This is a genomic window from Alkalibacillus salilacus (assembly GCF_030812915.1).
GTDB classification, from domain to species: Bacteria; Bacillota; Bacilli; order Bacillales; family Alkalibacillaceae; genus Alkalibacillus; species Alkalibacillus salilacus.
In genome coordinates, this window is the sequence record NZ_JAUSTQ010000005.1 from 97,539 (window position 1) to 115,708 (window position 18,170).

21 protein-coding genes and 1 tRNA gene are annotated in these 18,170 nt (G+C 37.1%); 6 read left to right on the forward strand and 16 right to left on the reverse strand.

The genetic code is table 11. The features are described 5' to 3' along the window. Nucleotides 1-62: 62 nt before the first annotated feature. From J2S77_RS07825 to J2S77_RS07845, 5 genes are all read right to left on the reverse strand, one after another. Complete coding sequence (locus tag J2S77_RS07825) at nucleotides 63-878, reverse strand: NAD(P)-dependent oxidoreductase (protein ID WP_306976356.1); 816 nt, start codon at nucleotides 876-878, stop codon at nucleotides 63-65. A gap of 227 nt (nucleotides 879-1,105) precedes the next feature. Further along, nucleotides 1,106-1,426, reverse strand: coding sequence for a YqfO family protein (locus tag J2S77_RS07830; protein ID WP_306976201.1), 321 nt, complete (start codon nucleotides 1,424-1,426; stop codon nucleotides 1,106-1,108). Between the two features lie 106 nt (nucleotides 1,427-1,532). Continuing rightward, nucleotides 1,533-2,051 (reverse strand): GrpB family protein, encoded by a 519-nt coding sequence (locus J2S77_RS07835; protein WP_306976203.1) that lies wholly within the window; start codon nucleotides 2,049-2,051, stop codon nucleotides 1,533-1,535. Nucleotides 2,052-2,224: 173 nt separating this feature from the next. After that, nucleotides 2,225-2,602, reverse strand: a complete 378-nt coding sequence (locus tag J2S77_RS07840; protein ID WP_306976206.1) for a hypothetical protein — start codon at nucleotides 2,600-2,602, stop codon at nucleotides 2,225-2,227. Nucleotides 2,603-2,990: 388 nt separating this feature from the next. Beyond that, the gene (locus J2S77_RS07845) at nucleotides 2,991-3,587 is read right to left on the reverse strand and encodes a class I SAM-dependent methyltransferase (RefSeq protein WP_306976208.1); all 597 of its coding nucleotides are present in this window, start codon (nucleotides 3,585-3,587) and stop codon (nucleotides 2,991-2,993) included. A 196-nt stretch (nucleotides 3,588-3,783) separates the two neighbouring features. On the opposite strand from J2S77_RS07845, the gene J2S77_RS07850 reads away from it, so the two are divergent. From J2S77_RS07850 to J2S77_RS07860, 3 genes are all read left to right on the forward strand, one after another. Beyond that, complete coding sequence (locus J2S77_RS07850; RefSeq protein WP_306976210.1) at nucleotides 3,784-4,128, forward strand: ASCH domain-containing protein; 345 nt, start codon at nucleotides 3,784-3,786, stop codon at nucleotides 4,126-4,128. A 79-nt stretch (nucleotides 4,129-4,207) separates the two neighbouring features. Further along, nucleotides 4,208-4,852, forward strand: a complete 645-nt coding sequence (locus J2S77_RS07855; RefSeq protein ID WP_306976212.1) for a hypothetical protein — start codon at nucleotides 4,208-4,210, stop codon at nucleotides 4,850-4,852. Nucleotides 4,853-4,926: 74 nt separating this feature from the next. After that, nucleotides 4,927-5,472, forward strand: coding sequence for an adenylyl-sulfate kinase (locus J2S77_RS07860; RefSeq protein ID WP_306976213.1), 546 nt, complete (start codon nucleotides 4,927-4,929; stop codon nucleotides 5,470-5,472). 49 nt (nucleotides 5,473-5,521) lie between these two features. On the opposite strand, the gene J2S77_RS07865 is transcribed toward J2S77_RS07860, so the two are convergent. The 5 genes from J2S77_RS07865 to J2S77_RS07885 form a co-directional block, all read right to left on the reverse strand. Beyond that, entirely contained in the window at nucleotides 5,522-6,052 is a 531-nt protein-coding gene (locus J2S77_RS07865; RefSeq protein ID WP_306976215.1) for a DinB family protein, read from the reverse strand. Between the two features lie 141 nt (nucleotides 6,053-6,193). After that, the gene (gene mscL / locus J2S77_RS07870; RefSeq protein WP_306976217.1) at nucleotides 6,194-6,619 is read right to left on the reverse strand and encodes a large conductance mechanosensitive channel protein MscL; all 426 of its coding nucleotides are present in this window, start codon (nucleotides 6,617-6,619) and stop codon (nucleotides 6,194-6,196) included. Nucleotides 6,620-7,098: 479 nt separating this feature from the next. Beyond that, nucleotides 7,099-7,653, reverse strand: a complete 555-nt coding sequence (locus J2S77_RS07875; RefSeq protein ID WP_306976219.1) for a GNAT family N-acetyltransferase — start codon at nucleotides 7,651-7,653, stop codon at nucleotides 7,099-7,101. Nucleotides 7,654-7,762: 109 nt separating this feature from the next. Then, nucleotides 7,763-8,239 carry a GIY-YIG nuclease family protein gene (locus tag J2S77_RS07880; protein ID WP_306976221.1) on the reverse strand — a complete coding sequence of 159 codons (477 nt, stop codon included), beginning with the start codon at nucleotides 8,237-8,239 and terminating at the stop codon, nucleotides 7,763-7,765. 168 nt (nucleotides 8,240-8,407) lie between these two features. Beyond that, nucleotides 8,408-8,479, reverse strand: a tRNA-Arg gene (locus tag J2S77_RS07885). Between the two features lie 207 nt (nucleotides 8,480-8,686). On the opposite strand from J2S77_RS07885, the gene clpP reads away from it, so the two are divergent. The 3 genes from clpP to J2S77_RS07900 all read left to right on the forward strand — a co-directional run bounded on the left by clpP (nucleotide 8,687) and on the right by J2S77_RS07900 (nucleotide 12,461). Further along, complete coding sequence (gene clpP / locus J2S77_RS07890; RefSeq protein WP_306976223.1) at nucleotides 8,687-9,265, forward strand: ATP-dependent Clp endopeptidase proteolytic subunit ClpP; 579 nt, start codon at nucleotides 8,687-8,689, stop codon at nucleotides 9,263-9,265. A 412-nt stretch (nucleotides 9,266-9,677) separates the two neighbouring features. Further along, nucleotides 9,678-10,550: an AAA family ATPase gene (locus tag J2S77_RS07895; RefSeq protein ID WP_306976226.1), complete on the forward strand. Its 873-nt coding sequence runs from the start codon at nucleotides 9,678-9,680 to the stop codon at nucleotides 10,548-10,550. A 9-nt stretch (nucleotides 10,551-10,559) separates the two neighbouring features. After that, nucleotides 10,560-12,461, forward strand: coding sequence for a vWA domain-containing protein (locus J2S77_RS07900; protein ID WP_306976228.1), 1,902 nt, complete (start codon nucleotides 10,560-10,562; stop codon nucleotides 12,459-12,461). A gap of 40 nt (nucleotides 12,462-12,501) precedes the next feature. Here the strand turns inward: J2S77_RS07900 and J2S77_RS07905 are convergent, their stop codons facing one another. The 6 genes from J2S77_RS07905 to J2S77_RS07930 all read right to left on the reverse strand — a co-directional run bounded on the left by J2S77_RS07905 (nucleotide 12,502) and on the right by J2S77_RS07930 (nucleotide 17,982). After that, nucleotides 12,502-12,759, reverse strand: a complete 258-nt coding sequence (locus J2S77_RS07905; protein ID WP_306976229.1) for an HPr family phosphocarrier protein — start codon at nucleotides 12,757-12,759, stop codon at nucleotides 12,502-12,504. A 95-nt stretch (nucleotides 12,760-12,854) separates the two neighbouring features. Further along, nucleotides 12,855-13,802 carry a DNA-binding protein WhiA gene (whiA, locus tag J2S77_RS07910; RefSeq protein WP_306976231.1) on the reverse strand — a complete coding sequence of 316 codons (948 nt, stop codon included), beginning with the start codon at nucleotides 13,800-13,802 and terminating at the stop codon, nucleotides 12,855-12,857. A 36-nt stretch (nucleotides 13,803-13,838) separates the two neighbouring features. Continuing rightward, nucleotides 13,839-14,795 carry a gluconeogenesis morphogenetic factor MgfK gene (gene mgfK, locus J2S77_RS07915; RefSeq protein WP_306976233.1) on the reverse strand — a complete coding sequence of 319 codons (957 nt, stop codon included), beginning with the start codon at nucleotides 14,793-14,795 and terminating at the stop codon, nucleotides 13,839-13,841. Then, nucleotides 14,792-15,679 (reverse strand): RNase adapter RapZ, encoded by an 888-nt coding sequence (rapZ, locus tag J2S77_RS07920; protein ID WP_306976236.1) that lies wholly within the window; start codon nucleotides 15,677-15,679, stop codon nucleotides 14,792-14,794. The genes mgfK and rapZ overlap by 4 nt, the downstream gene beginning before the upstream one ends. Before the next feature lie 226 nt (nucleotides 15,680-15,905). Beyond that, on the reverse strand, nucleotides 15,906-16,859 hold the full coding sequence (trxB, locus tag J2S77_RS07925) for a thioredoxin-disulfide reductase (protein WP_306976237.1): 954 nt from the start codon (nucleotides 16,857-16,859) through the stop codon (nucleotides 15,906-15,908). A gap of 109 nt (nucleotides 16,860-16,968) precedes the next feature. After that, nucleotides 16,969-17,982, reverse strand: coding sequence for a tetratricopeptide repeat protein (locus J2S77_RS07930; protein WP_306976238.1), 1,014 nt, complete (start codon nucleotides 17,980-17,982; stop codon nucleotides 16,969-16,971). Nucleotides 17,983-18,170: the final 188 nt, after the last annotated feature.

The window sequence follows — 18,170 nt, forward strand, 5'->3', positions numbered from 1 at the left end:
TAATAGCTTAATAAAATGCCCCACTTAATGGATTCTATATCCACTAAGTGGGGCATTTATGATTATCGTTTTTCTACTTTCATCGCATCAAATAACTGCGTCGTCGATAAAGCCGTGAATGGTAAAGAAACATTATGTTTGATGCCTTCTTTATGAGCAGCGGTTAAGTCGTTAAGCAAAATATCTAAAGCGGTCTCCGGTGTCCATTCAGAAACGTCACTCCAATGTCTAGCCACCCAACTATCACCTGTACTGACGTGCAACAAGTTTAACAATTCATCTTGTGGCAAGTTGTAATGTTCAGCTAATTTAAGCCCTTCTGCCACGGCATTAACATTGATACCTAAAATCATATTGTTAATTAATTTAGCAATCTGGCTATTACCTGTTTCAGGCCCATAGTAAAATATATTCGTACCTACGGCTTGAAAATAGGGATCCGCTGTTTTGACAGCATCTTCAGGTCCCGAGACCATAATCGATAACGTCCCCTCTTCTGCACCTATTGCGCCTCCACTGACACCTGCATCAATTAAAGTTAAGTTGCTTTCTTCTTCTACTTTTTGATTTAATTGTTTCATCGTGTCAGGATCCAATGTACTCATACAGATCACAATTTTATCTTGAGGGTCAGCTGCCGTTAATCCGTTCTCTCCAAAAATGACATCCACATTCTGATCATAATCACGAACCATTGATATAACCGCTTCATCAGCTTGTTCACCCACTTCTTTCAACGTCTCAACCATGGTGATCCCTGCCGCTTTAGCTTTTTCATAGACCCCTTTGAAAGCATCATAACCAATCACTTCAAAGCCAGCCTTATTTAAATTAATCGCCATCGGTAAGCCCATCGTCCCTAATCCTACAAGTCCAATTTTTTACTCACTCAACATGCCTCCATTATTATTTTGTCTCTTTTCAAGTCTATCTATCATTTAGGTTGATTGGTCTTATTGTTACTCATACACGTATTATTCGTTTCGTAAACATCATGATGAGTATCATACATGTTTCATTGTGAAGAATCCTTCTCCTCTTGTCGAACGGACGATTAAAGGTTCACTAATCTCATCTTATAAAAGCATTTGCCATTAATGAGAGATTAATCTATTAATGGCAATACGTTTATAACAGGTTCCTCATAGGGATGAACTTGTCGAATGGTGTTTTTTACTTCCTTTATATCCTCATATGAACAACGAAATTCCATTTTACATTCCGCACCAAATGAAATCTGGTTTACAGAACCATCAAAAGGTGCTGCACCAGTTAATGGTCTCCAAAATCCTTTGACATGTGAGTAGGATATGACATTATCATAATTTCCAATAGTTAATACGCCCATTTTATTCAATGAATCTCGCATCTTAATAATATTGTCTTCTGGCAATAAAACTTCGACTTTTACATATGTATATTCCATTCAATTTCCCCTTCGATTTTTGAATTGTCAGCTTAACTTGACCCTACCTATAATTCTAAATGGTATCCGGTTCTTTATAGTAATTCATAACCATATCTTCACGTAATTAAAGCTGTGCATGATACCAGTGAATAGCTTTGGCTTCTATTTCTTCGACAAGAGATTCCTTGCCTTTAATATATGAAGCAACATCATGAGGATAAGCTTTTGCTAGATCGTATTTTAAATCACCATACCGATGTTTATCATTGGGGTAAGTGTTTAGATAGTCGCGAAAAGCTAAATGTCGATCAATATCAGGGCTTCCAACTTCAAAAACATGAACATGATGAGAACGACGGTCTCCTCCCTTTTGAAAATAACATCGCCCTGGTATTCCATTCTCACCTTTGGGCTCATAACCGAGATTTCTCATACCATCAACGTACTGATCAACACGTACAATATTGTCAATGACAACCATGATATCAATGATAGGTTTTGCTTTTAATCCCGGAATAGCCGTACTACCAATATGATATATGATTATATCTTCACTTATAAAAACTTCTTGTAGTTTTTCAGCTTCATGTTTAAACCTTAAAATCCAATCAGGGTTATACGAGCATACTATAACCTCTCTCATGATGCTTACATCCTTCCCTACTATGGCCTAACCTTTGAATGATGATTATATTAAAGCAATAAAAATCTCATTGTATTTATTCAATATCCACGGGTTACTGTATGAAATAGATCAAGATAAATCAGTCAATGAATCATTCATTAATTTTACTATATATTGCTCTAAGATCCTTTTCATTCAACTGACAACTCACGTTCCACACCGTACATCTTATCTTGTTCAACATCTAAATAACGTCCTTCAATCCCTAAAGTTATTAAGTCACGGTAGTATCCTATTGTGAACACGATGTCATCCTCTTGTTTAAAACGCAATTCATAACCTGGTAATGGATAATCCATTGTAGCAGTTGACTCTGTTTCGGCTTGGTCCAATTCACTTATCAAATCTTCTATAAACGCTTCATCCTCAATTGTTTTAACAACTTCATCTTGATTCCATTCTCTAATTTCTATCGTTGTTACCGTATCATTCAGGTTTAAATTCTCTTGGCCACAAGCCATAATTAAGAAAAAAGGGATGAGTAATATTACTATTTTTAATTTTTGCATCTAATCCCTCCGTTATAAACTAGACGTTTTATGAAACGGTTTGTTGCAATTCAGCTGCTATCTTATAGCCTCAATTTTTTCAAGTTGATCGAAGTAAGTTTGATCACTAAACTAACAAAAATAATGGACTTAAATTGCAGATACCCCTCAGAATGAACCTGCAAACTCATAAAAAAGTAATTCAATTAAGGAGGCAAATACACATTTGCATACCAAAACTGAATTACTTATTCGTTAATCATTCTCGACTTGTAACATAGAGCTTTTCATAATATTTGAATTGGTTGAAACCAGTTATACCAATATCTAATTAGAATTCAGCCATATTCATTCTTGTGCAATATAATACTCATAATGCATTCGAATTGGATTAATATAAAACGTTAAATCATTTCTTGCATTTTGCCATAAACAACGATGCATCTTCATTCATAAAGAGATTCTTGCCATGATGAAACGTCTGGATGTCAATTGATTGGAAACCAACATCAGCTAACAACCTTCTCAACTCATCATGCTTAAATCCATTATGCACTTTTGGGTGATCGATGTTTTCGTTTTTGTCAAAATCAACAATCACCAATTCTCCTCCGTCATTCAGAGTATCGTATAAAGTCTGAAGAATCGTTTTCGTTTCAGGAATATGAATGAGAACGAGTGACATGAAAATCGTATCAACTTTTTCCGTAGGCTTTTCCTGCATAAAATCAGCTTGAAGCACACGGGCATTTTCAATGTTTCTCTGACGAACTTTCTCCTTCGCAATATCTACCATTTGTGATGACGCATCTACTAGTAACACTGATTCAACTAAATCTGTTAACTCAAGACTGACAAGCCCCGTTCCACCTCCATAATCCAAGAATGATTTGGAAGTATGTTGATGTAATACGGGCCTTACTTGTTCAACAATGACTTGCGCTAGCCCTTGCATTTTATCGTTATCATATCGTTTAGCTATTTGTTCAAACGGTTGATCTGTCATCGTGATTCTTTCACCCTTTCTTTGAATTCGAACTCTTTCAACTATAACATTTTAAAATTGTTTGAAGTTGGATTGGATATGTGAAAATTATCGTGAAACAAAGGACTTAATAAGGTTTTATAAATAGAGTCAGAATTTTATGGTAAAATGAACGAAATAACAAAATTTACAAAATATCAACGCAGGAGTTGAGGTCATGGAACACAATATGGGGCTTTATGAATCACCTTTTAACTCAATCAAGACAGGTAACAAGGAAGTAGAAGTAAGATTAAATGATGAGAAAAGAAGAAAGCTTAATCCGGGAGACACAATAAAGTTTTCAAAAGTTCCAGATAGCAACGAAACATTAACCGTCGAGATTATTGAAATGAGAAATTTTCCAACATTTAAGGATATGTACGAAAACATTCCTGCAAGTGATCTTGATGCTGTCGGTGGCTCAATTGATGAAATGGTAGAACGAACTTACCAGATTTATACGCCAGAACAAGAAAAGCAATGGGGGACCGTTGCGATTAGGATTAAATTATTAGGATAGAACCTATAAGTTTCTATGTATTACAAACATAAATTGGTATTATTGGATGCTTCAAAATGAAGTAGAAAGGTTGAACACTATGGCTAATCCTACAAATCCAAAAGAAGAAGCAGCACAACATTTTAATCCGGTTGACCATATTACGTCACGTATTCATGAAATGAAACAAACATCAGAGTATGGAGCTAGGCTTTCTTTTGAATGGTGGAGATTGCTAAATCAAAATCTAAAGAATTGTCAGTACCCTGTCGTTCATCCAAAGGGTCAGGAAACATTTTCTTTATATATTACATTTTCAACTGGGCTATTTGAATGTGCTTTATCAATTGATGGTGTTACTTCTTTTATAAAAGAAAATGGGATCAAACCTGTTAAATACTCACCAACTGATATAATTTCCGCTGTCGACCAAGGTAACATTAATCAAGATCCGAATCTGATCAAACCAAATCATAAAAACCCTGTCATGGTGCTTCAAAGCTACTATTTTACCGAGAATAAACCTTATTGCATCAATGGGAACCATCGCATTCACGAGGCGTTTCTAAAGAATGATCATGGCATAGATGTATATCTTTTGGAAGATTTAGTGTTTCCCAACTTGTTTCACAACACTATATGCAAAGCCATTTACTTTCTAGAGATTGATTATAATAATGTTATGACTGATAAGAGGCATTATTTACAGGATGATAATGACGCTATTGTATACCGTTTAAACTAATGCAATTTCATAATATTTTAACCATAATATGCTTTTCTGTAGTGAATATTTAACGATAGGGTTGGTGAAAATTAATGGGTGGTATTAAAGTGATATCTGTTGCTTCAGTTTCAGGTGGCGGAAAAACTACAGTAACTAATGAATTAGAAAACACGTTAGGAGACACTGAAACACTGCATTTTGATAACTATGATTTTGATGGTGCACCAGATGACTTAATTAAATGGGTTGAAAAAGGAGCCGACTACAACCAGTGGAATTTAACCCCTCTCATTGCAGATCTTCAATCATTATTAGACAGCAACAACCCTCCTAAATACATAATATTGGATTATCCCTTCTCATATAAAAATGATGACTTGAAAAGCTTAATTGATTTTTCCATTTATATTGATACTCCACTAGACATTGCTATGGCAAGACGACTAGCAAGAGATTATCATAATGCCACTTCAGGTGAAATCCAAAACGACTTGAATTTTTATTTAAACTACGGAAGAACTGCCTATTTAGAAATGGAAAATACAATCAAACCAAATGCTGATTTTGTCATAGATGGATCTTTGACAGTTTTGGATATAGTAGAAACTATACTTAGGGAGTTAAAGGATGAATTTTAATTCTTTTTCCAACGAGACGATCTTATAATCCTTAATATTGGTTCACCTCTTAACTTTCACGCAAAACTTCACTATACCATTTCCTAAGCTGATTAATATGAGCCTGATGATAACGATTATGGTCAGCAATATGCCAAAGACCCCAACGAATAGTTGCTTCGTTTTCATCATTAAGACCAAAAGTGACTACTTTGTCCAAATCTGCATCTGATAGCTGTGTACATGTATCTTTTAACTTAGTTAATACACTTTCGTATTCCGTGATAAGTGATTCCAGAGACATATTCTTCACTTTTGGAAGCTTGTTATCGGTATCTAACACAGGACCATATTGGTTTTCTAAAGAATTGGGAAATGGCTGTCCTTTAATTCTATAAATCCAGTTAAGATCAACATACATAATATGATTTATTAACTGTGCTGTACTATTATAATTACTATTAGGCCCCTTGTAATCTAATTCTTCTTGAGACATGCCATCAGTAATAAGTTGCAATCGTTGATGATTTTCTTTAACTGCGGAATATAACATTCCCACAGTTGGTGACATATTGGCATCTCCTTTTAAATCATAAAGCATATTAAATCTCCTCCGAACTTTTAATTACTTATGGATTTAATTTAAAAACAACCTTAAATAGAAACTAACCATCACCTGAAAATAATGCAATAAAAGTACAAATAATCTATAGGCGAACAAGGACGAATCTATATACTTTTCCTACTTTATGCGAACCTTTATTTCTTCCTTTTTATCGGATGATTTTTCTTCGGAAGATTGTCCTTCTTTTAAAATATCTCGAATTTCGGTTAATAACTCTTTGTTAGGATGAGGAGATTCCTTTAAAGGTACGCTTTCACTTCCCCTTAGATAATTAAATAATTTAATAAAAAGATAGATTGAGAATGAAATGATAAGGAAATCAACAGCCGTTTGGAGAAATGAACCGTACCTAATAATAACCCCGTTAAAATCTAAAACAAGAAATTGAAAACTCGTCCCACCTGCCAGCGCTCCAAATATAGGCATAATAATATCCTCAACTAATGAATCGACAATCTTGCTAAAAGCCGTTCCAACGATAACCGCAATAGCTAATTCAAATACGTTCCCGCGTAAGGCGAATTGCTTAAACTCATTCCACATAGAACCACTCCTGATCTGTTGCTATTAATAAATCGTATTCAAAGCGAGTGATTCATATTAAATATTTAAGACTTAGCATTGGCATGAGATCAAATGATTTCTATTCAATATGGAATATGTAAATTATATACTTTACTTTATTCCCCTTAACTCTAATGACCTTGTACTTATTTCCTACTATCCTTTTCAACAATATTTCGCAAATAGTCTTTTTTAATTACATAAGAAAATAAAACCTGAATAACTACAACTCCACCAGGAATTATAGTAACTATCCACGTCATTGGACTGTTTGCGGAAGAAAAATAAGAATGCACAAATGAATATGCAACTAAACAGTACATTAAAGATAGTATACTAGCAGTAACATTTATTTTTTTTATAAGATCATCCCCCTTATAGTACTGAAACTTATCATCAAATTGATGCACAAGTTTATCGAGCAAAACTTATGTAATTTCACCAACAAAAACATCGATTCACTTATTGTCGAAAGTTTTCACACCACTAATGTATTCATCCTGTAACATTCCCATATGTATGATGTCGTGCCATTGACCGTTTCTAAATAACGACTGACGACTTTTCCCTTCTTCTTTAAAACCTAACTTTTGGTACAGCTTTATTGCCTTTTCATTAAACGAAAAAACCTTCAACGAAACTCGATGTAAATTGAGTTCTTGAAAGGCGTAATTTAATAATAAATTTAGTGCTTCAGTTCCGTAGCCTTGTCCCCAATATTCCTTCTCACCTATATCAATAATTGATTCAGCGTTTCTGTTTTTGTAATCAATGTTTATTAACGATGTAATTCCAATAGAAATTTCATTCTTTCGATCAATAATGATGTAACTTTTCGATGAACTATTATCCATAAGCACGTTTTCAACAAAATCTTTTGTTTCTTCAAATGAATATAAGTCTAATGATGGGTTTGTAGAAAACATTACATCCGTGTCATTTCTCCACTGATGATATTGTTCAGCATCGTTCTTTTCTACTTTTTGCAAGATAATTTTTTGAGTTGAGAACATATCAAGCTCCCCCTTTTTGAGATAATTTCCTTTTGTGAAATAACCTTGCTATTAAATACTTAAATCCTTATACCATTGCTAATCGAAAATAAAACAGACTAGTCAAAGGTTATTTATTGCCTCTTGTTTTATTATAGCCTTTTCTATAAGCATCATAGGTTTCAATAGTGTGCCTTTCTAATTCATTTAAAGTCTTGAAACCACTATTTTCTAATGAAATCATTTTAATGGTCCATTGATCTCCATACTTATAATCTGCATAGACATCCCCGTTACCTCTTCCGAAAAAATGGTTGTTCACTCTATTAAGAACTTGCTTCCCTTGTCCTACATAAAACAAATTTTTAGATTTATTATGTAGAATATAAACACCGGCGAAATTATAATTACTAGAATATAATGGTTTCCCCTTACCACCAAAACTTTTATTTCTCATTTCCATAAATTCAGCGGGGGTTAGTTCTAATGTATTATTCGCCAGTTCAAAGATTTGTTCACGTATTTTCTTTTGCTCAAGGAATTGAATGATATAAAAGCTAATTAAAAGTAAAATTAGAAAAAACGGTAAAATAAATATATAATCCATTAAATCACCTTCAATTATTATAATAACATCTTGTTACAGTTAAATTTTAACATACTAAATTAACTTTGAATTACTATTAGCTCAAACAAAAACAACCTCAATCCTTTCTTAGTAAAGGATTGAGGTTGCTCATTTATTTTTCTATTTTAACGATTAGATGTCTAATAATGCCCTCGAAGGGAATCGAACCCCTATCGCAAGAACCGGAATCTTGTGTGTTATCCGTTACACCACGAGGGCTAAAAAATAACTGCATTAGTCATTATAATTCGTTCTGGTTTCTTTTGCAAGAAGTCATTGCTATTTGACGGTCTAACGTTTAATCGGTCGTTAAATTGGGAAGATGTATAATGGTCAAAAGGATTAAGTTTTTCGTTTGACCTTTCTTGACCAAACAGGTATGATAAACATATAACATAAAAAACATGTAATAAGGAGTGACACGATATGAATTTAATTCCTACAGTCATTGAATCAACGAACCGCGGGGAACGTGCTTATGATATTTATTCGCGTCTACTAAAAGACCGCATTATTATGTTAGGTGGACCAGTTGACGATAACATTGCTAACTCAGTTGTTGCACAGATGTTATTCTTAGCAGCTGAAGATCCTGACAAAGATATTTCCCTATACATTAACTCACCAGGTGGTTCTATTACAGCTGGTATGGCAATTTATGACACAATGCAATTCATTAAGCCAGATGTATCAACAATCTGTGTTGGTATGGCAGCTTCAATGGGTGCATTCTTACTAGCTGCAGGTGCAGATGGTAAGCGTTATGGTCTACCAAACAGTGAAGTAATGATTCACCAGCCATTAGGTGGTACGCAAGGTCAGGCATCTGACATCCAAATTCATGCTAAGCGTATTGTTGAAATGCGCGAGAAGCTAAACCAAATTCTATCTGAACGTACAGGTCAGCCGTACGAAGTGGTTGAACGCGACACTGATCGTGACAACTTCATGTCAGCAAATGAAGCGAAAGAATATGGCTTGATCGACGAAGTGATGGAAAAATAAACGAGTATCTTAGGAACGCCCGCATATCGCGGGCGTTTTTTATTGCGTAGAAATTGGGATGAGGTGAGGTCGCCGTTATATTTTAGATCGCGCTGATATATTTCGGATGGCGCCGATATATTTACTGAGGCGCCGTTATTTTTCATATGGCGCCGTTAAAATTTGTGAGGCGCCGATACCGTTATTATATCGGCGACCTAGTGTATCAACAAACAGGATATCGGCACTTCATGTCTCGCAACCTGATATATCAACGACTTTTTGGATTAACAATTCAGGTAGACCAACAACCAAGTCTACATCAAGGACCTAATGCACCACCTCCCCTCCATTCATCCGTAAAACTCCCTCTCAATTTCATCTAAACGCTGAACATGATACGATAAACAGAGTGAGACAAGGAGTGACTGAGATGACGATCGAATTACCGAATGAAATAGAAGCCAAGTTAAAAGCTAAGCAAGCGACTCCAAGCGAGTTTGATTACTTAAAAACAGAAGCGAGTTATCTACCTTATGATCAAACGATTTTAACTGATGCGCTCGTTGCGTTAATGCAAGGAAAAAATGTGTTGCTTAAAGGGCCGACTGGTTCTGGTAAGACGAAGCTAGCTGAAACATTAGCCAACTACCTGAAGCAGCCGATGTTTAGTGTGAATTGTTCTGTTGATTTGGATGCTGAGAGCTTTTTAGGATTTAAGACGATTAATTATGATCAAGACGGCAAACAACTAATCGACTTTGTCCCTGGTCCGCTTGTTCAAGCGATGGAAAATGGGCATCTACTTTATATTGATGAGATTAATATGGCGAAACCAGAAACATTGCCGCTGATTAACGGGGCACTGGATTACCGCCGAACGGTAACCAATCCTTTAACCAATAATCGAATCCAAGCACAAGAAGGGTTTAATGTTATTGCTGCGATTAATGAGGGGTATATCGGCACGACCCGATTAAACGAAGCGCTGAAAAACCGTTTTATCGTGTTTGATATTTCCTATATTGGTGGCGATCAATTGAAATCACTAATTCAATCGGAAACGAACTTATCAGATGAAGGCAAAATTAATGCGTTTGTTCAATTGTCGGCTGATTTAATTGAAGCGGCTGAACAAGGTAAGATTGCTGAGGATGCTGCTAGTATTCGCGCACTAGTTGATGCGTGTGATTTAGCTCATATGATTCCAGCTAAACGTGCGATTCAACGGGCGATCGTGGATAAATTGGAAGATGACCGTGAGAAGGAAAATGTCCGCAATTTAGCGGATACGTTGTTTGAATGAGGTGGTTCGGTGAAGTTTAATGATAAAGTGGTCGATACGCAACAACTAGCGAATTTGCGTGATTTTGTGAATGTTTTAGCTAAAGAAGCGGATCTAGAATTTGATTATCATTTTGGGGCGACGGTTCACATTGATGACCGGCAGATTACGGCGAGTCATTTTTGGGATCATCGATTTAATGTGCAACAGACAGGTTATAAAACGGATATCTTGTTACGCGTGTTAGGGACATTACATGAGACGTCTGTTTCCGAATTTTTACGTTTAAAAAAACAAACGAACCATAGTCAAATGCCCTATTTTATCGAGCAATTATTTACGTTGCTTGAAGACATTCGCTTAGAACGATTGATCCGCCGACGTCGCCCTGGTACGAAATCGTGGTTTGATATTAGACGTAAGGCGTATCATCACTATTTTGAAACACAACGACAGACAGCGATGACGCGTAGTTATAAGACAGATGAGCTCTTCTGTCTTATTTATCTAACTTTAACATCTGAATCCCCTTTTGAAGCTTTTAGATCAAGCAAGTCTACACAAAATCGGACAATACAAGGGATTAAACCGCTTCTCCAACGTGTTTATGAAGCAAAATCAACTCGTGATATCGTGCGAATTGTCCTGGAAATTCAAGATGCGCTTGAAGAAGACTATAGTGACATGATCAATCGTTATTTCGTTTACCCGATTCAACATCAATCTGAACTCCAAGAAGAACGTGTCATTGAGGAATTGAAGCGTGTCGATCCACTGAATAATGACGATGAGGATGATACGACGAGCGACGATGTTATCAATGAGCGATTTCAAACATGGCATCAAGAGAATGAAAATGATGATGAGAACCAAACGTTTATGCAGTTTGAACTTGATCAAGGAACGAAGACGACGATGATTGGTGATGGCGCTCGCCAAACTGAAGAAGGCGATCAGGCGATGGCGAGTGTTCAAGGGATGTCAGCGCAGACGGATCAGAATGAGTATGAGCATCTTGAAGACTTAGACGAGAAGAAAAGTGAGCAAGAAGCAGGTGACGAACAAAATTACGGCAAAGAAAATGCGAACGCCGTTGTCTATGATCGTTATCCGGAAAAACCGAGTGAATCTGACATTGATTCCTATCGTGATTTATTGCGGACAATCGACCCACTTCGTCGCCAGCTATCCCAGACCATTTTTAAAGCATTAGATCAGAAACAAAATGCGGAACGATCGCATTTATTAACCGGGCGACTTGATAAAAAACAATTACTGCCGCTTTCAATCGAAAACGAATCACGTGTTTTTTATAAAAATGATTTAGAGAGCGACGAAATTGATGCTGTATTTACATTGCTCATTGATTGTTCGGCCTCAATGTTTAATAAAATGGAAGAAACAAAGACGGCAGCGATTTTATTCCATGAAGTCTTAAAAGAATTGAAGATTCCTCACAATGTGATTGGGTTCTGGGAAGATGGTTTTGCGACGAAGGAAAACGAACAGCCGAACTATTTTCATCGGGTGATGACATTTGACAACGCATTGCAACCTAATGTTGGGCCAGAGCTATTGCAGCTTGATGCTGAAGAAGATAATCGTGACGGTTTCACGATTCGTGTTGCGACAGAAGAGTTATTAGAGCGCACCGAAAAAGACCAATTCTTGCTCGTGTTCTCTGATGGTGAGCCTTCTGCGTTTAATTATAGTGAAAATGGGATTATCGATACGAATGAAGCGGTGATCGAGGCGCGTAAGAAAGGCATAGAAGTTGTTGGTATCTTTTTAAGTGACGGTGAGATTGCCGAACATGAGGCTATGCTTATGCGTAATATTTATGGTCGTGAACATATGCTTGTGCCTGATTTAAGTGAATTACCTGGATCGTTTTCAGGTATTTTGAAGCGATTGTTATTAAAGTCGATCTGATAATGAAAAAGACCACAGTGTCGTAGCTGTGGTCTTTGGTTTATTCAGTCGTTTCCATTAATGATGCCAGTGTACTGAGAGCGGTTTCTTCATCGACGCCTTCAGCTTTTAAGGTCACTTCTTCACCTGAACCAATCGCAAGGCTCATGACCCCCATAATACTTTTGGCATTCACTTGTTTTTCCCCTTTTTCTAAAAAGACATCCGCAGAAAATCGATTCGCTTCTTGCACAAATTTAGCAGCTGGCCTTGCTTGTAATCCTGATTCTAATTGAACAACAACGTTCTGTTCAGCCAAAGCAATTCTCCTCTCTATAGCCCATGATTTCCTCATCGTTTATTAAGATTATTACTCGATATTATACCATAACTACAAATTTTAGAATAGTCTGTTTATTTCTCGAGAAGGTCACCTTTACGCAGTTTTTCAGCGTAATCATCAATTTTTCTGAAGCGGTGATTAAGACCTGATTTACTTATGGTACTTGATTCTGCTAAGTCGACTAATTCTTTTAGTGACACTTCCTGATGCTGCATTCTAAGTTCAGCCGCTTCACGAAGTTTATCTGGCAATGAATCAATGCCAACGACTTCATCGATATAACGGATGTTTTCAACTTGGCGAAAAGAAGCACCGATCGTTTTGTTTAAATTAGCTGTTTCACAATTGACTAAGCGATTCACTGAATTTCTCATGTCACGCATAATGCGAACATCTTCGAATTTCAACAGCGCCTGATGAGCACCGATTAGAATTAAAAATTCGGTGATTTTCTCGGCTTCTTTAAGATAATTAATATATCCTTTTTTACGTTCATGTGTTTTCGCATGTAAATCAAAGTCATTCATCAATTCGACCAGTGCATCATTATGTTCCTGATACAATGTGAAAATTTCTAAATGATAAGATGATGTTTCAGGGTTATTGACTGAACCTCCTGCTAAAAATGCACCACGTAAATATGATTTTTTACAACATTCGCGCTGCAAATAATTATTGGGAATGCTGCGGTTGAACGAAAATGGTCCATCCATTATACCTAAATCTTTCAACACGTGTTCAACACCCTCGACAAGTCGAACGATGTAAATATTATTTTTCTTTAAGCGCATCTTTTTACGGACTAAGAGCTCGACTGGATAATCATAAACATGCTTAATCAATGTATAAATGCGACGAGCAATAGCGGCATTTTCCGTTTGGACGTCTAATATATATTTTCGATTTGAAAAGGATAATGATCCATTCATACGAACCAAGGCTGATAATTCCGACTGCTTACAACATTGATCCGTTTCTATGCTTGTCAGTTCTTTTTTCGTTTCTGATGCAAATGACATAGCGATTCCCCTTCACTTCTTTAACTCTAAATTCCATTATAACAATTCATAGAGTAAATTTGCGATTTTATGCTCATGGTGTTTTAATGTCCCGTCACTATGTAAGTCAGCAATATCTCCTTGGATGACGCGAACGCCCGCCTTCTCTAGTTCATCTCGGTCACATATAACAGGTTCAGCATGTTCTTTTTCGTATTCGTGCTTGATCGTCTGTTCGATCTGCTCACCATGCATCACGATTGAATCGACAAATGAATTTTCCACATGTCGATGCAAGGCTTCAATATGATCAGATGCTGTATAGCCAGCTGTCTCACCTTCTTGTGTCATAACATTACAGACATATACGGTTTCTGCGTTCGTTTGACGTAATGCGTCTTTTATTTCCCAGGAAATAAGGTTAGGTACGATACTCGTATACAAACTTCCCGGCGCTATGACAATTAATTCTGCTTGTTTAATCGCCCTTACAGCTTCGGGTAATGGTTGCACATGAGGTGGGTCAAAAAATACCCGCTTAATTGGTTTATTAACTTCAGGAATTTTCGACTCGCCTCTAACCACTGTGCCATCTTCAAATTCAGCTTTTAAATACATATTTTCATTGGCAATCGGATAAATTCGACCTTTGACGTTAAAAACACGGGAAATTTCCTTTATTCCTTGATAGAAATCACCTGTAATTGAAGTCATCCCTGCTAATATTAAATTACCAAGTGCATGACCTGATAGTCCATTTCCGTCTTCAAATCGATGTTGAAATAATTTGAGTAACGTCGGTTCAACATCTGACATCGAAGCGATCACTTTACGGATATCACCTGGTGCCGGCATTCTTAAATCTTCACGCAATCGTCCAGTACTACCACCATCATCTGACACTGTTACGATTGCTGATAAATTAACCGGGAATTTTCGTAAACCACGAAGTAAGACAGGTAATCCTGTGCCGCCACCGATTACGACAACTTTTTTTCCGTTCACATCTGTCATGATGTAATTTCGTGACCCTTCTTAATATCGCGGTGGTAGACATGGGCTTGATAATCTTTGCCAATCATATCAGCAATTTTTTCGGCGATTGCTACAGATCGGTGCTGGCCTCCCGTACAGCCAATGCCAATGATGAGTTGGCTTTTTCCTTCACGTTCATAGTGTGGCATCATAAACGATAATAAATCCTGTAATTTACGTAAAAACTTGCGTGTATCTTTCCACTTTAAGACGTAAGAGGACACTTCTTGGTTTTGACCCGTTAATTCACGCATTGACTCGACATAATGTGGATTCGGTAAGAAACGTACGTCAAACATTAAGTCAGCATCGATCGGGATCCCATGCTTGTAACCAAAGGACACGAGTTGAATGGAGAAAACGTGCTGTTTCCGTTCTTTAAACTGGTTAATAATTTGCTCACGTAACTCGCGTGCTGATAATTCAGATGTATTAATTAGCGTCTGTGCCCGCCCTTTTAATTCATCTAAGATTGCGCGTTCTTGGTTGATGCCTTCTAATGGCAAGCCTTCTGGAGCTAATGGATGTGAGCGTCTTGATTCTTTATAGCGCTGAACTAATGTTTCTTTATCAGCATCTAAGAATACGACATGCTCTGAGATCGCCTCATCACTTGTGAAATCGTTTAATGTATCGTATAAAGAATCGAAAAATTCGCGTCCGCGTAAGTCCATAACAACGGCTAGTCGTTTATTTTCTTTATTATCTTTCATGAGTTCAATGAATTTCGGTAATAAGGCAGGTGGTAAGTTGTCGACACAGAAATAACCTAAATCTTCTAGGCTTTGAATGGCGACTGTCTTACCTGCACCTGACATACCAGTAATGATGACTAATTCAACTTTTTGAGGTCTTGGTTCCAATGACGTCACCCCTCACTTATATATTTAATTTCAATTATACACGGAAGAAGCGTTCCTGACTATTCACTGCAAAATTTCTTATAAAACAGAAAAAACACAGGTAGATGAAAGGCGAATCTACCTGTGCTAATAGAAGCTCTATAGAATAAAGGGGGTCAATTATTAATTTCATTATAACACCCCAATATTTCATCCGTGTTACAACGGCATTAAAAACCGATTACGTTTAAGATTGAGCGGCTTGTAATTCTTCCATTAAGTCTTCGATATAGTGTTGTGCCGCTTGTGCAGCGATACTTCCATCACCTGTTGCTGTAACGATTTGACGTAATTCTTTATCACGAATATCACCTGCAGCGAAGACACCTGGAATGGATGTTTGCATTTCTTCATCTGTCGTTACCCAGCCTTCGTCGTTCGTAATGCCAAGTTCTTTGAAAGCATCGTTTAAAGGTAACATACCGATATAAATGAACACACCATCAATTTCTTCTTCACGCTCTTCACCTGTGACATTATCGTAAAGCACAGCACTACCGACTTTACCATCTGCTTCTTTAATTTCTTTTAATTCGGTATTCCAGTAGAAATTAATTTTCTCGTTGTCGAAAGCACGTTCTTGCAAGATCTTCTGAGCGCGTAACTCATCACGACGGTGCACAATCGTTACTTTATCCGCAAAGCGCGTTAGATAAATGCCTTCTTCAACAGCAGAGTCGCCTCCACCAATTACGAATAGTTCATTTTCTTTAAAGAATGCACCATCACATACGGCACAATATGAAACGCCACGGCCAGAATATTCGGCTTCACCTGGCACACCAAGTGTTTTGTACTGAGCTCCCGTTGTTAAAATAACGGCGCGTGCTTTATATTCTTTCTTACCAGCGATAACGGTTTTATATTCTTTACCATCAATGATTTGTTTAATATCACCATAAGCATATTCAGCGCCAAATTTCTTCGAGTGTTCGAACATTTTTGTCGATAAATCAGGACCTAAAATATGTTCGAACCCAGGAAAGTTCTCTACGTCTTCGGTATTAGCCATTTGACCACCAGGCATACCGCGTTCTAACATCAATGTATCTAAATTCGCACGCGAAGTGTATACAGCTGCTGTCATTCCAGCTGGCCCTGCGCCAGCGATAATCACGTCATAAATCTTTTCTTCACTCATACTGTCAACTCCTTTAAACCCCTCTAACTTTCATTACTCTTATCATATTATACTCCCCCGACTAGCGACAATAAATGTGCTCAGGGGGGTATTTTAAAATCTCAGTTATCTATTCCCATCCATGTGCTTGTAATAAACGTTCAATCGTTGGATGCTGTTCCTTTGCCTCTTGCCATATGGTCGAAGCCTTTTGATCACCATAATAAGCCCGCATGCTATAACCGAACCATAAATAATAACTTAAATAATTCGAGACCTGATCTGATTTAAGTTTCCGGAAACGTTTGATTGCTTCTTCGTGATCATTGACTTGAGCCATCACAATCGCTAATTTTAATTGTTTTTCAAAATATGTCGGATACACATTTTTAAGCTCATTTAAAAAGGCTTCACTAAGATCTGTTCGACCGATTTGATCATAAAAATACATCAGATTCATGCGACTACTCAATGAATTAGGGTCTTGTTCTAACCATATTTCTTCATATTGAATCGCTTCATCCGTTTGACCTTGCTGAAACAATGCATAAGCATACTCGTGTTTAGCCGGTAAATATTCTGGGTAACGATCAGTTAATTCTTCTAGGACTGTTAAAGCATCGCCCCACTCTTCGTGTTCGAGATGATAGAACGCCGTTTCTTGATATAGCATAAACTCATCTTCTTCGCTAAATGCAAGTTCCTCTTCTTCTGAGTAGTCTGCTAACACACGGTCCAGATTACTAATCAATTCTTCAGTCTCAGCTTTAAAATCACCTTCTGGATCTAGCTCAAGATATTGTTCAGCACTCTTTTTCGCTTCGTAAAACAGACCTAAGTGTGCATAGTTGTTTGCCATCAAATAATAGCAGTCAACATAAGGCTCGCGATTGGAGTCGAGCACTTGTTGCAACATGTCGTTGGCTTTATGATATTGATGCAATTCAGTATATAACACCGACAACTGGCACAAGTACAGTGGATTCGTTGGATCTGTTTCCAATGCTTTTTGAAACCATTTTTCCGCTTTAGTAAAATCTTTTCGTTTGAATGCTTTAACGCCATATGAAAAATAAAAATCGCCATCATGTCGAAACGTTGCGACCTTATTTGGTATATCCGTCTTCCGAAACATCGTTTGCATAAAGGCCTCCTAGTCATGCTTGTCCATACCAAAGTATAACATAACACCCTTCGACAAGCGATGACTTCTGGAAAATAAATAACAGCGCGCGCTGATATATATCAGCGAACGCCGTTATTTTTGGGATGGCGCCGTTATTTTTGGGATGGCGCCGTTATTTTTGGGATGGCGCCGTTATTTTTGGGATG